The sequence below is a fragment of the Salinicoccus kekensis genome (assembly GCF_900220995.1).
GTDB classification, from domain to species: Bacteria; Bacillota; Bacilli; order Staphylococcales; family Salinicoccaceae; genus Lacicoccus; species Lacicoccus kekensis.
Genome location: NZ_OBQF01000001.1, coordinates 706,207 through 720,247 on the forward strand (window position 1 = coordinate 706,207; position 14,041 = coordinate 720,247).

At 47.6% G+C, this 14,041-nt stretch carries 15 protein-coding genes; 7 read left to right on the forward strand and 8 right to left on the reverse strand.

What is annotated here, in order from left to right; translation table 11 throughout:
* Window positions 1-31 precede the first annotated feature (31 nt).
* The gene (locus tag CRN96_RS03535; protein WP_179647086.1) at window positions 32-592 is read right to left on the reverse strand and encodes a TetR/AcrR family transcriptional regulator C-terminal domain-containing protein; all 561 of its coding nucleotides are present in this window, start codon (window positions 590-592) and stop codon (window positions 32-34) included.
* Between the two features lie 249 nt (window positions 593-841).
* On the opposite strand from CRN96_RS03535, the gene CRN96_RS03540 reads away from it, so the two are divergent.
* Window positions 842-1,078, forward strand: coding sequence for a C4-dicarboxylate ABC transporter (locus CRN96_RS03540; protein WP_097039203.1), 237 nt, complete (start codon window positions 842-844; stop codon window positions 1,076-1,078).
* A gap of 131 nt (window positions 1,079-1,209) precedes the next feature.
* Here CRN96_RS03540 and CRN96_RS03545 read toward each other — a convergent pair whose 3' ends face one another.
* Window positions 1,210-1,410 (reverse strand): hypothetical protein, encoded by a 201-nt coding sequence (locus tag CRN96_RS03545; protein WP_097039205.1) that lies wholly within the window; start codon window positions 1,408-1,410, stop codon window positions 1,210-1,212.
* Window positions 1,411-1,784: 374 nt separating this feature from the next.
* On the opposite strand from CRN96_RS03545, the gene CRN96_RS03555 reads away from it, so the two are divergent.
* Both CRN96_RS03555 and CRN96_RS03565 read left to right on the forward strand, forming a co-directional pair.
* The gene (locus CRN96_RS03555) at window positions 1,785-2,003 is read left to right on the forward strand and encodes a hypothetical protein (RefSeq protein WP_097039208.1); all 219 of its coding nucleotides are present in this window, start codon (window positions 1,785-1,787) and stop codon (window positions 2,001-2,003) included.
* A gap of 508 nt (window positions 2,004-2,511) precedes the next feature.
* Window positions 2,512-3,483 (forward strand): sensor domain-containing diguanylate cyclase, encoded by a 972-nt coding sequence (locus CRN96_RS03565; protein ID WP_097039212.1) that lies wholly within the window; start codon window positions 2,512-2,514, stop codon window positions 3,481-3,483.
* 25 nt (window positions 3,484-3,508) lie between these two features.
* Here CRN96_RS03565 and CRN96_RS03570 read toward each other — a convergent pair whose 3' ends face one another.
* Window positions 3,509-3,706, reverse strand: a complete 198-nt coding sequence (locus tag CRN96_RS03570) for a hypothetical protein (RefSeq protein ID WP_097039214.1) — start codon at window positions 3,704-3,706, stop codon at window positions 3,509-3,511.
* A 197-nt stretch (window positions 3,707-3,903) separates the two neighbouring features.
* Here CRN96_RS03570 and CRN96_RS03575 point away from each other — a divergent pair, with 197 nt between their 5' ends.
* Window positions 3,904-4,326 carry a universal stress protein gene (locus tag CRN96_RS03575; protein WP_097039216.1) on the forward strand — a complete coding sequence of 141 codons (423 nt, stop codon included), beginning with the start codon at window positions 3,904-3,906 and terminating at the stop codon, window positions 4,324-4,326.
* Between the two features lie 61 nt (window positions 4,327-4,387).
* Here CRN96_RS03575 and CRN96_RS03580 read toward each other — a convergent pair whose 3' ends face one another.
* The 3 genes from CRN96_RS03580 to CRN96_RS03590 all read right to left on the reverse strand — a co-directional run bounded on the left by CRN96_RS03580 (window position 4,388) and on the right by CRN96_RS03590 (window position 8,840).
* Window positions 4,388-6,028 carry an alpha-keto acid decarboxylase family protein gene (locus CRN96_RS03580; protein WP_097039218.1) on the reverse strand — a complete coding sequence of 547 codons (1,641 nt, stop codon included), beginning with the start codon at window positions 6,026-6,028 and terminating at the stop codon, window positions 4,388-4,390.
* A gap of 72 nt (window positions 6,029-6,100) precedes the next feature.
* Entirely contained in the window at window positions 6,101-7,144 is a 1,044-nt protein-coding gene (locus tag CRN96_RS03585) for a C45 family autoproteolytic acyltransferase/hydrolase (protein WP_097039693.1), read from the reverse strand.
* Window positions 7,145-7,280: 136 nt separating this feature from the next.
* Window positions 7,281-8,840, reverse strand: a complete 1,560-nt coding sequence (locus CRN96_RS03590; RefSeq protein ID WP_097039221.1) for a flotillin family protein — start codon at window positions 8,838-8,840, stop codon at window positions 7,281-7,283.
* A 390-nt stretch (window positions 8,841-9,230) separates the two neighbouring features.
* Between CRN96_RS03590 and CRN96_RS03595 the strand changes: the two genes are divergently transcribed.
* Both CRN96_RS03595 and CRN96_RS13485 read left to right on the forward strand, forming a co-directional pair.
* Window positions 9,231-10,520 (forward strand): glycosyltransferase family 2 protein, encoded by a 1,290-nt coding sequence (locus CRN96_RS03595; protein ID WP_097039223.1) that lies wholly within the window; start codon window positions 9,231-9,233, stop codon window positions 10,518-10,520.
* Window positions 10,521-10,655: 135 nt separating this feature from the next.
* Window positions 10,656-11,171: a DUF378 domain-containing protein gene (locus tag CRN96_RS13485; RefSeq protein ID WP_097039225.1), complete on the forward strand. Its 516-nt coding sequence runs from the start codon at window positions 10,656-10,658 to the stop codon at window positions 11,169-11,171.
* A gap of 122 nt (window positions 11,172-11,293) precedes the next feature.
* Here CRN96_RS13485 and CRN96_RS03605 read toward each other — a convergent pair whose 3' ends face one another.
* On the reverse strand, window positions 11,294-12,478 hold the full coding sequence (locus CRN96_RS03605; protein WP_097039227.1) for an NAD(P)/FAD-dependent oxidoreductase: 1,185 nt from the start codon (window positions 12,476-12,478) through the stop codon (window positions 11,294-11,296).
* A 106-nt stretch (window positions 12,479-12,584) separates the two neighbouring features.
* Complete coding sequence (locus CRN96_RS03610; protein ID WP_097039229.1) at window positions 12,585-13,463, reverse strand: DMT family transporter; 879 nt, start codon at window positions 13,461-13,463, stop codon at window positions 12,585-12,587.
* 214 nt (window positions 13,464-13,677) lie between these two features.
* Here CRN96_RS03610 and CRN96_RS03615 point away from each other — a divergent pair, with 214 nt between their 5' ends.
* Entirely contained in the window at window positions 13,678-14,001 is a 324-nt protein-coding gene (locus CRN96_RS03615) for a four-helix bundle copper-binding protein (RefSeq protein ID WP_097039231.1), read from the forward strand.
* Window positions 14,002-14,041 lie beyond the last annotated feature (40 nt).

Consider the following 14,041-nt stretch of genomic DNA (forward strand, 5'->3'; position numbering starts at 1 on the left):
TACCATCACTGCACGAAGATTTAAACGGCATTCACTCATCCGCCGTCAAATCCAATATCGAGTTGGATATCAGGTAGACATATGCTTCAAAAACTTCACCAGCTGGTGTCGCCGATTCTTCAGTGATCCATTTCTCCAAAATATATACAAGTCCCGAAGCATGGTACCTCTCGACCACCGTCTGTGTGAGCGCCGATAAATTCGCATCCAGGTTCAAGCCGTGCTTTTCATACACTTTACGGTAGAAAAGCTGCATCTTTTCCTCGAGGACTGCTTCAAAGGAGTTCTGTCCACGCACTTGGAACGCCTGCTTATAAAAATCCCGGTTCTTTTCAAAATAACTGAAGATCATCTTCAGCGCTTCCCTTTCCATATCCGCCTCCATCATCGTATGTATCGCCTGGAACAGCTCCTCCTCCAGAATCACCGAAAACAATTCATATTTGTCCAGAAAATGATTGTAGAATGTCGCCCGCTTCACGCCGGCATCTTCGGCAATCATCTGTACGGTGATTTTTTCAAATGGATACTGGGGAAGCAGCGCTTTAAAACTCTCGATCAACAGCGGTCGTACATTTTTCTGTTCTGCCATGCATTTCCCTCCCGGTATCGTCATCCAAACAATTGAATTCCTGTTTTTTATATGACAATTCATTCATTCTGTTCCCGAATCCCGACAAATCTAATCTGAATGTATGCAATTCAGCACACCTTCCCCCATACGTTTGTTAGGTATACGCCGGTAATGGTTAAATTATAAGTAGAAAGAAAAACAAAGGAAGACTGAAATCCCCTGAACGTCTTCCTTCTTAAATTCTAACAACGGAAAGGTGGTAATTTCATGAGTGAACATACTGAGAGACAAACAGAAAGCAGTCTGAACAATACGACAGGACTGTGGGTCGGATGGATTGGTCTCATCCTTGGAATCATCGGTTTCTTCTGGCAGCCAATCTTTCTTGGTATTGCAGCGATTATCCTTGGAATCATCGGTCTGTTCTCCCCACAGAAAGCACTTAACGGAATCGCGTTGGCAATAGGTGTCATCGTGCTGATATACGGCATAGCCATATTATAACCTGATATGGCAGGATGAGAATTTAAGATATGAATGACAACAGCCCGGCCTTTTGAAAGGCCCGGGCTGATTTTTTACATATAAAACTTCTGATGTTGATACGTGTATGAAACAATTCATACATCATCCCATCATTCATCAAATTTAACGTGCTCCTCTTCAGAACGGTCCCTTGCAATAATGAAACTGATGACAGTTTCAAGAATGATATAAAGCAAGGCGGCAGTGATGAACAATGTCCAGGACATGAGCGCAGGATTAACCAAGTAGATACCCACCAGAAAACCTAAAAACAACAAGGTGAACAAACTCCTGAATAACCTTAGTTTCATAACGATCCCCTTCACTATAAGTATTTAGAATAATCATATAATTTAATACAAAATATGTAAAGATATATATTATTTGTTTGAAGACCTCACTAAAAGTGTAAATGTACTGGAAAGAGGACTTTAATCTAAAAGGAAGGATATTCGTGAGACTGTTCGAAACAAATAAAACCACCATCATCGTCAGTCTTCTCTATGTGGCCATCTCTTATATCATATTAAGGTATTTGTTGCCGCCAGGTATGCCTTTGACAATATACACGATCATCCCACTTGGCGTGGTCCTCATCAAGATTCTTTTTACTCATATATTAAAATATGATTACTTCAACAAGAAAGAAGAGAATCAATAAATGCATGTCTTGAGGAGGGTTAGTATGTCCAACACAAAAATTCTCATTATAACGATACTCGGTGTTCTTGCAGGTTTTCTGTTATTCGGGGTGGCGCGTTATTTTGGTCTGCCGACTTTTGAAACCTTTTTAACTGCAGCATTCGGAGAAAATAATATCTGGGCCGTCATCTTTTCGTTGGCGTTGATTCTTTTGATAGTGTTTATGATATTCAGAAGTAGAGATAAAGCAGAAGAGAATTGAAACTAAATCAGAATAAATAAATTTATGCCCCAGATTGTATCTGATTCACTTTTCTATAGTAAGTGAATATACTATGAACTCCGATGTGTTAAAAGGAGGACTCAGTATTAACTTTAAAGAACTGATTTATCTAATGATTATTTGTATTGTCATGCATATTATTCTAGTTTCAGTTTTTTCATTAACCGAAAATGAACTTATACTTTGGAATCAATATTTTATAGGTCATTATATGGGTATCTTATTTGCGCTGGCAGTTTATTTATTTACTAAAAGTAATAAGAAAGGTCCCCACCGCAGTCGATAATATGTCCATATTTCCCTAGTTGTCAAATTTAGCAATCAAAATCTTCATTCTGCGTAGACTCGGTCTACGCTTTTCTATTTAATCACTATCTATCTGGCAGGTATATATCGGATATTTGAGTTCCATTACAGTATGTTGCAATTGAATGTATTTTACTGGTAGATTAGACTGTTAATATAAAGACTTCACAGGAGGCACATGATGCAAAGCGACGTAGAGTACTCAAAAGAAGAACTGATCAAGGAAATCGATTCACTGAAACGTCTGAACAAGCAGCTGCTGGAGACCTTCCACGAAACCGAGAAGCTGGAGTTCGGCTGGACGGGCAATCTCGGGCAGTGGTTCTGGGATTTCACGATCAATGAAGTTACATACAACCCGATGAAGGCAACAGCGCTCGGCTACACTGAGGAGGAGCTGCCGGAAAAGGTGCCGTACGAGTTTTTCACCGAAAAACTGCATCCGGATGATTATGAACATGTCATGCAGATGATGCGTGATCATTTGGAGGGAAAGATCCCTGTATGGGAAGTGAAATACCGCATCCAGGCAAAGGACGGCTCATGGAAAGTCTACCAGGACCGCGGGAAAGTCACGGAACGGACAGAAGACGGTGCACCTCTCTTCTTAAAAGGCATCGTGTTCGATGTGACGGATGAAGAAGAGGAAAAAGAACAGCTGAAGGTGAAGAACAACAAACTGAGAAGCCAGATGAGGATTGATGCACTGACTTCCCTATATGCAAGGCAGGGTGTGCTCCTGGAACTGTCCTATTTGAAGGAAAGGGAGGATCCGCAGTCCATCATCGTGCTGCGCGTTGACGATTATGCAAAATACGAAGAGGAACTCGGCATCTTTATGAGTGAAAACATCTTGAAGACGGCGGGGAAGATCATTAAAGATGCGGCCGGTGAGGATCATTTCGCGGGGCGCTACCGGGAGACGGTATTTATGATCCTGCTTGATGATGCCCGTGAAGAGGAAGCCTATGCAGTGGCTGAAAAAGTGAGGAAGACTGTCATGAGCACCGTATTCGAAGTGCCCCGCGACATCACCATCAGCGGCGGTGTTGCTGAGTATATGCCGGGTGAGACGGTCAGTGAACTGATCCACACGGTCACGGAAAAGCTCGTCGCAGCCCAGCGTCAGGGCGGCAACCGGATCATCGGCTGAGCGTAAGGAGGCAAAAAGATACCTGTCATCTTTCATCGTCGGACCGCCTGCTGCGGACGATGAGCGAGCTGATTATGAAATCAAGCACCACATAAATGATCACTGCGGTGATGAAGAAACCCATCGACATCAACTCCGGATTCAGGAAATAGATCAGCCCTAAAGCTCCCAAAAATAAAAAGACGGCCAGTATCCTGAAATACCTCAATTTCAAGCTGAACAATCTTACACCCCCTATGGATTTAGACTCATTAGAGGCTTACCCGTCCGCACGGGGCTTAAACGCCACCGAAATTGTGAGGATTAGGTTTTACAACTAATTTAAATGGTAATCTAATATATATAAAGGATGGCATAGAAACGTAAAAACTGATATTTTTAATTTAGGCAATACTTTAAGAATTAAAAGGATGTGTGGATATGTATAAAAAGATTTTACTGCCTTTCGATTTCGGCAACACTTTCTACAATGTTCCAGAACAGCTGGCTAAACTGACGAACGGAGATCCGGAAGCCGTGGTCACGATATTCCATATCATGTCGGAAAATGAAATGGCGGATAACGTGAAATATCACGGCAAGCATTTTGACGACATCACGAAAGATAAAGTGGAAGATTTGAAGCCGTTCACGGACGAACTTGATAAGCTCGATGTAAATTACAATATACTGATCAAATCAGGGCGTGTCATCACTGAACTGCTACGTGAAATCAATGAAAATGATTATGAGATCGTCGTCATGAGCAACCAGCGGGCAAGAAGGGAACTGAAGCACGTGCTCGGACACGTCACCCATAAGGTGGCAAAGCGGGTCAATAAACCTGTCCTGATTGTAAAATAATATGACATTACTTAAAAAAACACCCTTTTTATAGGGTGTTTTTCTCATTTATTAAATTCTTTTAATCATCTTTTGCGTGTTCCCTTAAATTATGCAGGTACAGCGGTGCATCCATGGGATCGGTGACGACAAGCTCTATGAAGGCTGTGCCGTTGAAGCTTTGGGCCTTTTCAATCGCTTCATCCAGCTCCCTGTTCGTCCGTACACTGGCTTTGAACACTTCTCCGGCAGCGGAGAAACCGTCGATCAAAGTCATATAATCCCACTTTGGCACATCATTATAGTCGGCATAAGGGCGTTCCGTATTCAAATAGCGTTCAATCGTATAGCCCTGGTTGTTCAGTAAAAATATGATTGGCTGATACCCTTTATCGATGATGGTGCTCAATTCCTGGGCCGTAAATTGGAAAGCACCTTCGCCGATGAACAGCAGCACGCGGCGTTCCTCTGCAGCTGCTGAGACGCCGAGTGCGGCTGGTGTGCCATAGCCGATGCTCTGCCATGCGCCGTGGGAGACGAATGTTGCGCCTTCGGGCAGCTTCACCTGGCTCATGCCGTAGGAAAGCGTGCCGGTGTCGACGACGAGTATATCATCCTTTTCAAGCATCCTCTGGAAGCGCGGGTAATAGGACTCCGCCGCAATTTCCTCTTCCGGTCCGCCGGCTATATCATCATAGATGGAAGGCAGCGCCTCCACTTCCCCTTCCCTTCGGTATCCGGATTCTTGGAGTGCTTCCAGTGCATCTTTTGCATGGATGCCGTCATACTTCTCACCCGCGACCTCGACTGAATGCGGATGGATGATGATCATCTTTCCTGTGTCAAGGTCTGCAGTGTATTTTGCGAGGTTGAAGTCGGACCAGAGCATACCGGCCGCGATGATGCAGTCGGCTTCCTCGACGATTTTCTGGACTTCCGGGTCGCCGAAGGCACCGCCGTACATGCCGATGTACTGGGGATGCTGTTCATTGAAGCCGCCCTTCCCCTGCATCATCTGTGCCACCGGCACATTGAGCGCCTCGGCGAGCGACTGCACTTCCGGCTCAAGGCCGTAACGCAGCGTATTGAAGTCGACGAGCATCACCGTGTCGCCCGTCATACGCTCCTTCGCATGCGCGAGGGCAGATTCAAGATTTTTATCATCGGTCTTTTCTTCAGATACTGAAGTCTCGATCTCCCCGACCGGTTCCGTCACCTGGTCGATCGGAATATCGATATAGACAGGTTTCTTCTTTTCTTTTGCGATGCGTACCGCTTTCGGGATCTCGATTCCTGCATTATCCTTCGTCACTTTGACGGCGTAGGCGGTGATGTGTTCATACATGTGCCTGAACACTTCAAAATTGCCGTCCATCAATGTATGGTGGACATTCTCGCCAGCCTCTTGAGTCTCGAGGTCCGGGGATCCGGCAATGTGTATCACCGGTATATTCTCACTGTATGCACCGGCGACCGCATTGGAGGCGCTCAGTTCACCGACACCGAATGTCGTGATCATTGCAGCGATTCCCTTCACCTGTGCGTAACCGTCCGCAGCATAACCTGCATTCAGTTCATTCCGGTTATCAATCAGGTCGATGCCTTCATAATCCTCCAGTGTATCGAGGAGGGAAAAATTGAAATCCCCGGGCACGCCGAAAATCTCAGTGATGCCCTCCTCCTTCAAAGTGTCGAATAAAAATTCCCCGACTGTTTTAGTCATTGATCAACCACTCCTATCGTAAGATGCGTTAATTAAGTCTTCCCTGTAAGGGAGTGTGTTAATCAATTGTGGTCATCCCATATTGACGAATGGCCGGTCGAACTCCAGCATACCTTTGATCTGTTTCACATACACATCTTCCCCGTCGAGCCACCTGGCGAAATCGAATATGACCGGCTCACGGTCCGGCCCCATCGCAAACCACGCCTTCAATTCCCTCGGGAAATAGACTGAAGTATGGATCGTTCCGGCAGAGGCATCGTATTTATTCGAAAAGACACCATGTGCAGGGTCGTTCATGATTTTATACGACTCATATGCATTGCCTGCATCCTGCTGCCGGGTCATAATCCTCTCCTCACGCCCCCGTGTCTCCTCCTGGCGGTACCGGTTCTCCTCATTCAATATATGGAAATGGTTCGTGCATACATTCGCTTCCCTTATGACGACCCTCCGGGGAGAGGCTTCGACGACATATGAAATGCCGCTCGGGTCCAGTATCGGATAGCTGAATGAATGCCTGTGCGGGATTTCCTTCAGCAGTTCGGCCGCTTCATGGACATCGGCGCAGTTTTCAAGGATCAGCCGTCCAATCATGTTGCAGATGAAGCCGTCGCCGGATTTCTTGCTGTGGGTGAAGTTGTAACCCATGGCAAGCCCTTTTTCGTTCATGCCGTCAATCCGGCCTGTAATCTGCATCGACGGGCCGATCACCGCATAGCCCCCGTCGGTCGGCTGGTAGAATGTATACCGGCCTTCATAACCTTTCGGGTGGCTGTCGTAATTGCGGACCATGAAGTCGCTTCCTGTGAAGATCGAACAGCCGCTTGTGACATATTCCATATAAAATCCCCCGAACTGGCGGATCGCTTCTTCCGCCTCCATGCCGAGAGCGTCGGCGAGGCCTTCGATCTCCTCTAAAATCAACGGGGAAAGATCAGTCATTATATTGATGAATCTATTCTCATCCACTATGAAATGGCGGTGTTGCCTGGGCTTCCACTGACGTTCGCGGTTCGGCAGTATGGATGAATCCCTGAGCATCAGTCCCTGATGATAACCAAAATCGTAATGTGTGCCCCTGAATTGGATGACATCGCTGTAGTACTGTTTCATCATATATTCGTTCACTCCTGCTTTTTTCTTTATACAAGTGTACGTGATTCGATCTTCAAGGGGAAATTAACAGCCTGAAAGCCCGCAGCACCTTGCCTCTAAACCAATAAAAAAATGACTCCGAAGAGTCATTTTTTTAATAATCCTTATAGTAATCATCTGCCGGATCGCTCTCCGGAGGGTCTTCAGCCGGCGGCTCCAGGCCGTCTTCCACGTCTGCAGCATGAACCTCTCCGGTGTCTTCAGATGTGGATTCCTGACTGTCCGCATCGTCATCTTCCACTTCCTTGTACTCTGCTTCATCCTGTCCGGTTGAAGCTGATAAATTGTTCAGGAAGCCTTCGAGGTCGAAGCCTGTCATCTGCCCCATGCTTTCCTGGAGTTTTGCCATCGTGCCGGTGACGGTGTTCGGCAGTGAGTTCATCTGCTCGCCCTTTCCGCTGTCCAGGATGCGGATGGATTCCACATTACTCAGAGATTCGCTTACGGCCCTTGCGAATTCAGGCATGATTGCAATCAGCTGCTCAAGGATGATGACATCCTTATGCTCGGCCATCGCCTTCGCACGGCGCTCGATCGCTTCTGCTTCGGCGAGGCTCTTCTCCCTGATGACTTCCGCTTCAGCCTTACCTTCGGCCATGCGGGCCTCCGCCCTTGCCTCAGCTTCTTTCGTCTGTGCATAGTAGTCCGCCTCGGCCTGCTGCCTTCTGATGGCGACCTGCTGGCGTTCAAGCTCGACGTCGTTTTCACGTTCCATCTGACGGAGCTTCAGTTCATTCTGCTTCTCCTGTTCGCGGATTTCGAGGCGCTGCCTTTCGACTTCCAGGCGGCGCTCTTCTTCTTCAAGCATACCCGCGGCCCTTGCGGCCGCATTTTCCTTCTCTGTTTCAGCAAGGATCCTTGCATCTTTCAGATCCTTCTCCTTACGGCTCTCTGCGATGTTCATCTCCCGCTTATACTGTTCATTGGAGATGTCCTCATTGTCCTTCGCCTGCTGGATTTCCGTTTCACGCCTGTTTTCGGACTCCGCGATCTCCGCTTTTTTCTTGACCCGTGCAATCTGCGGACGACCCAGGTTTTCAAGGTAATTCTCATCATCCCTGAGGTCGGATAAGCCGAGTGATGTGATTTTGAAACCCATCCTGTTCAGCTGGTCCTGTGCGATTTCACGCACCTGTTCGTTGAAGCTCTCCCGGTCTTTATTGATCTGTTCGACCGTCATCTTGGATAATATCGCACGGAGGTTCGAGTTCAGTACTTCGGAAATCTCATGCTCGATATCCTCCTGCTCTTTGCCGAGGAACTGCTCGGCATATTTGACGATGCCGTCCAGGTCATCGGCCACTTTGACAGTCGCCACCGCCTGGCCGTAGATGCCGACGCCTTCCAATGTGTACACTTTCGGCGTCGAGATCTGCAGCTGGAATGATTTGAGCGAAACCCTCGTCCCTGTCTGGAACAGTTTCAATCTGTGCCCGCCGCCGCGGATGACTTTCATATAACGCCCCTGATCGTCTTTATATATATTGGTCTCCTTCGTCTCATCCCCGAGATTCGGACCCGTGACGATCAGCGCTTCGTTGGAAGGCACCGTACGGTATCTCGCCTTCATGAAAAGATACCAGCCGACAGCTGCGATCAGCAGCAAAGCAACGACAACGATGATCGTGAGTAATGTACCCGTCACTTCAAACATATGTAAACCCCTTTCCCTGTATGGTTATTCTGCTTTAAGGTTTCCACAATTCACTCCCCGAGTCAATGAATATCACGGATTCCAAGGGAATCCATCACCTTAAATGGAATGTTATTTCATTTAATTTTATTAAAATTAATATGCATAATGTATATTTAACTTGCTATTCAGGAAAATCCGATTATAATTAAATAATAATTGGAAGCGTCTCAAAGCTGTTATATATTGAAATACATCTTTATTAGAATAAAAAACCATCCAATGATTTATATTGTTTTCGAAATAAAATATCATAAATTTTTAATCACGTCCATTCAATGGTATGCCCTGCCAAAAATCTTACATACCTGTACATTTCACAATCAGTTCTTCAATAATGGAGGTCATACAATGGACAATGCAGTCACTTTCATCACTTATTTGAATACATTCATGCTCATCTTCTTCACCGCGCTGTACAGTTATAAAATCATCTATATACTTGTTGCGATCTGGACGAAAAGGCGGCACCGGCCTGAAGCCGGTTCCATCCCCCCTTTCAATAAATATGCCGTGATCATCGCCGCAAGGAATGAAGCCCTCGTCATCGGGCAGCTCATCAAAAGCATCAAAAATCAAAAGTACCCCGCCGGAAACATCGACATTTTCGTCGTCGCGGACAACTGCACCGACAATACGGCAGAGGTGGCAGAAAAGGCGGGCGCGATCGTCAGGGAACGTTTCAATGATAAGAAGGTCGGCAAGGGGTATGCGCTCGACCATATGCTCGGAATCATCGAAGACGAATACTCCGACAGGCAGTACGACGGCTTCTTCATCTTTGATGCCGACAACCTCCTCGAGGAAAACTATGTGGCGAAGATGAACGACACCTTCAACCGGGGCTACAGGATCGTCACGAGCTACAGGAACTCCAAAAACTTTGACAGGAATTGGATTTCCTCCGGCTATTCCATCTGGTTCCTGCACGAGGCGGAATACGTCAACCGGCCGAGGATGCTGCTGAATAACAGCGGTGCAATCTCCGGCACCGGCTTCCTCGTCGGTGCGGATGTGTTCCGGGAGAACGGCGGCTGGGTGCACCATCTGCTGACGGAGGATATTGAATTCACGGTCTCCCAGGTGATCAGGGGCGAGAAGATCGGCTACAGTGATGCCATGTTCTACGATGAACAGCCCGTCACCTTCAATCAGTCATGGAAACAGAGGATGCGCTGGGCTAAAGGATTTTACCAGGTCTTCGGCGCATACGGGGGGAAACTCGCCAAAGGCATCTTCAGCGGCAGAGGCAACAGCTTTTCATGCTTTGATATGGCGATGACCATCATGCCCGCCCTGCTGCTCACTTTTTTCAGCGTCACCATCAACGGCTTCTTCTTCCTTGCCGGTCTGCTGATCTGGGATCTGGATGGCAATAAGGCAATCATAATGGCGACATCCGCTGCATTCCTCGGCACCATCTCGTGGATCTACCTCATGCTCTTCATCATAGGCGCCGTCACAATGATGAGTGAGAGGGATAAAGTCCATTGTGCCGGGTGGAAAAAAGTGGCTTACACTTTCACTTTCCCGCTTTTCATGCTCACTTATATACCGATTGCCATCACCGCACTTTTCAAAGATGTGGAATGGCAGCCGATAGCCCATACCGAAGCAAAATCAATCGAGGAAATGCAATGAAGATACGACCGTCCGGAGTGGACGGTTTTTTTTCTTTTGGCGCCTTGATTTATAAGCTAAATGAATATATTAGCGTTTAGCGCCTTATTATGAGGGAATACTTTCAGTAACATGAAATAATAAGGAGGAGAATTTATGAAAGCATTGGACATGGCTGCTTTGGCACTTGTGATCATAGGCGGCTTGAACTGGCTTCTGGTGGGATTGTTTGAATTCGACCTGGTGGCATCCATCTTTGGAAGTCAGGAGAACATCGGTGCCAAAATAGTCTACATCCTGGTCGGTCTCGCAGCTCTGTACTCCTTAAAGTTCTTTGGTCATATCAACGATCATCATGAACGCGCTGAGGACACCAACAGAGTGACGGGGACAGGTACGACGCGCACAGACGCTGACAGAACAACCGGGACGACAGGTGCTGATGCCAGGACTGCCGGTATATCCAACGAATCCAAGGAAGTCGGCCCTACAGCGGGTTCCACTAAAAACAAGCCTATGGATGCCGACACACGCACAGGCACTGATACAAGGACCACTGGTATGTCCGAGGAAGTCGACCCTACAACAGGCTCCACAAAAAACAAACCTGTAGATGTTGATACGCGCACAGGCGCTGATACAAGGGATCTTGATGATACGGATAGAAGATAAGAGTGAAATGTATTCCTGATATTTGATACTTTTTAAGCCCTGCCCGGGAATCGACCGGACAGGGCTTTTTAATTCAGGTTTTAAATGATTCGAGTCACTTTCTTGGATGAAATGCTATCTTTTTATGATTTTCCGTTCAGCATGCCGTACCAGTACATATATGGCAGCATGTTTTTCTTGAACTGATAGAAGAGCTTCTTATCATCCGACTGATCCAGGAACGTCGTCTCTTTTGGAATCTTATCATAGCCGAACTCAGCCAGGATCAGTTCACCGTATTCCGTCGCGACCGGACAGGCGGTCTTGCCGTCATACATATGGGTCGGATCTTCATCATTCATGCGCTCAATCAGATTGTCCACGAGTATCGGCAGCTGCTGCCTCACGGCACCGCCCATCTTCACCGTCGGCAGATTGGAAGCATCCCCTAAAGAGAAGACCGTCGTATAAGTCTTGTGCATCATCGTATGGGGATCGACGTCCACCCACCCTTCCGCGTCCAGCAGGCCGGAGCCCTTCAAAGCGTCCGGGCCGTGCATCGGCGGTGTGATGACGAGCATTTCAAAAGGCACGACATGCGTCTCGCCGGTCTGATGATTTTGGAAGACCGCTTCTTTTTCCCCGCCCCTTACCTCGATCAGCTCTTCATTCAGCTTATAATCTATATTCTTCTTTTCAAGCTGTTCGACCAGGCTGTCGCTGTATTTCTTCACTTCGAATATTTCCGGGCGCCCGCTCCTGAAGACGACATTGACATCTCGTTCGTGCTTTTTGACGAAGTCATCCATCGTGAATATGGAATTTTCCGCCGAGACCCCGCCTTTGATCTGGGACAGCGGTTTCGTCACAACTATATTCCCTGTCCTTACACTTTTCAGGGATCCATAAGTGTAGTCCACTAAATTATAGACATAATTCGTACACACCCGGTTTTTGCCGAGTGACTCCCTCGCACCCTTGATGGCGCCAAAATCAAGCTCAAGACCCATCGCGACGATCAGGAAATCGTAGCTCACGGTCTTACCGCCTGCAGTCACTTCACGCTTCACCGGATCCACACTGTCAACAAAGGCCTTCATCCACCTGGCACCTTTCGGGATGACCTTCGCCATCGGTTTCTTCGTCGCCTCACTCTTCACTTCCCCGCTGCCGACGAGCGGCCAGCCCGGCTGGAAGAAGTGGTAATCACCCGGCTCTATGATGAGTACTTCATTTTTCAAATCTTTCTTCTTGCTCAATATGCGGCTTGCGGTCGATATGCCCCCGGCACCCCCGCCGAGGACGATCAGACGAAAATGACTCTTCATAGTGCACCTCCATTAAGATAGAAAATCCTTATCTTAACTTTCATACCCGTATATTGATGAAATCATTCGTGATCCGAGGGCACTGCACAATAAATTACTCCATTGCTTAAGTTTTTGCATATTCCTCCCGCCGTTCACTCCAAAGGAAGATGTAGACGCCGATAAGCACGATCATTCCACCCGTTAGCTGAAGGGGCCCCAGTGTTTCCGACAATATGAAGAAGGCGAGTATGGATGCGCCCACAGGTTCAAGCAGCATGGCCATGGACACGGTGGTCGGGCTCACATCATACAGCAGGTAGTTGAATATGACGTGTGCAATGGTGGGGAATATCGCAAGCAGTATGAATAACAGCCACTCCACCGGCGGGTATGCCGTCAGGGCGGTCCCGGTGATGATGTTGTAGATCAATAAAAATACACCGGCAATGGCGAATACGATGAAACTGTAGACCCAGTGTTTAAGATTGCGCACCGCATTCTGTCCGATCATGAAGTAGCATACGACGGCCACCGCGCCGAGGAATGAAAGGAAGTTGCCGGTGATGGCGCTCAAGTCCGTAAAACTGAAATCCCCCCAGCTGATGAGGACGACCCCGAGGAATGAGATGAACACCGAAACCGCCGCCCTGAGGCTCACTTTCTCTTTATAGACCAGGTACGCCCCCACCATCGCAATGATCGGCTGCAGTGCAAGTATGACCGTCGAACTTGCCACAGACGTCAGATGCAGGGATTCGAACCAGAAGCCGAAATGCATGGCGAGGAACAACCCTGCAAAAATCAGCGCCCCCCACTCCCGCACCGTCAATTTCAGGAACTCTTGCCTGTATTTATAGACGACCGGCAGCAGCAGGAGGCTTGCGAAGAACATCCTGTACATGCTGATGATGCTTGCCGGTGCCCCTGAAAGCTTTACGAAAATTGCGGCAAACGCGATGCAGACGACGGAGATGCCGAGTAAGACGATCACGGATTTCTTCATTATGTATCTCATCCCCCTTCCGCATACTCTTTTTTAAGCGGACTTCAATCCCTTTAATGATATCAGACAATGATTGAATTTTGCGACAGTTTTGCCGCATGCAGCACCCACCCTGCCATCTTTAAGCTGCGGGGAGGTGTCGCCGGCTGTTTAATTTCTGCCATCAAAGGGAACATGGAATTTAAATCCATAAATATTTCAAGGAGGATTCGATATGGCTCAAGCAAATGAGAAGCTGCTGCAGGTGGTGCATGAATGCATGGAGGCATGCAACAACTGTTATGACGCATGCCTGAAGGAAGATGATGTGGGTATGATGGCCGAATGTATACGCATGGACAGGGAATGTGCGGATATATGCTCATATCTTGAACAGGCGATCACGAGGGATTCACCGTTCGTGACCGAACTCACGCAAGTTTGTGCGACCATCTGTGAAGCATGCGGCCAGGAATGCGAGAAGCATGATCATGACCACTGCCAGCGCTGTGCCGAAGCGTGCTTCAGATGCGCCGAAGCATGCAGGGCAGCAGCATAAACCGTACATTGTCAATCTGATTCACAGGCCACACAAGTGG

Coding starts and splice junctions, on each gene's coding strand:
- CRN96_RS03535 (WP_179647086.1), bottom strand. CDS start 592: ATGGCAGAACAGAAAAATGTACGACCGCTGTTGATCGAGAGTTTTAAA.
- CRN96_RS03540 (WP_097039203.1), top strand. CDS start 842: ATGAGTGAACATACTGAGAGACAAACAGAAAGCAGTCTGAACAATACG.
- CRN96_RS03545 (WP_097039205.1), bottom strand. CDS start 1,410: ATGAAACTAAGGTTATTCAGGAGTTTGTTCACCTTGTTGTTTTTAGGT.
- CRN96_RS03555 (WP_097039208.1), top strand. CDS start 1,785: ATGTCCAACACAAAAATTCTCATTATAACGATACTCGGTGTTCTTGCA.
- CRN96_RS03565 (WP_097039212.1), top strand. CDS start 2,512: ATGCAAAGCGACGTAGAGTACTCAAAAGAAGAACTGATCAAGGAAATC.
- CRN96_RS03575 (WP_097039216.1), top strand. CDS start 3,904: ATGTATAAAAAGATTTTACTGCCTTTCGATTTCGGCAACACTTTCTAC.
- CRN96_RS03580 (WP_097039218.1), bottom strand. CDS start 6,028: ATGACTAAAACAGTCGGGGAATTTTTATTCGACACTTTGAAGGAGGAG.
- CRN96_RS03585 (WP_097039693.1), bottom strand. CDS start 7,144: ATGAAACAGTACTACAGCGATGTCATCCAATTCAGGGGCACACATTAC.
- CRN96_RS03590 (WP_097039221.1), bottom strand. CDS start 8,840: ATGTTTGAAGTGACGGGTACATTACTCACGATCATCGTTGTCGTTGCT.
- CRN96_RS03595 (WP_097039223.1), top strand. CDS start 9,231: ATGGACAATGCAGTCACTTTCATCACTTATTTGAATACATTCATGCTC.
- CRN96_RS13485 (WP_097039225.1), top strand. CDS start 10,656: ATGAAAGCATTGGACATGGCTGCTTTGGCACTTGTGATCATAGGCGGC.
- CRN96_RS03605 (WP_097039227.1), bottom strand. CDS start 12,478: ATGAAGAGTCATTTTCGTCTGATCGTCCTCGGCGGGGGTGCCGGGGGC.
- CRN96_RS03610 (WP_097039229.1), bottom strand. CDS start 13,463: ATGAAGAAATCCGTGATCGTCTTACTCGGCATCTCCGTCGTCTGCATC.
- CRN96_RS03615 (WP_097039231.1), top strand. CDS start 13,678: ATGGCTCAAGCAAATGAGAAGCTGCTGCAGGTGGTGCATGAATGCATG.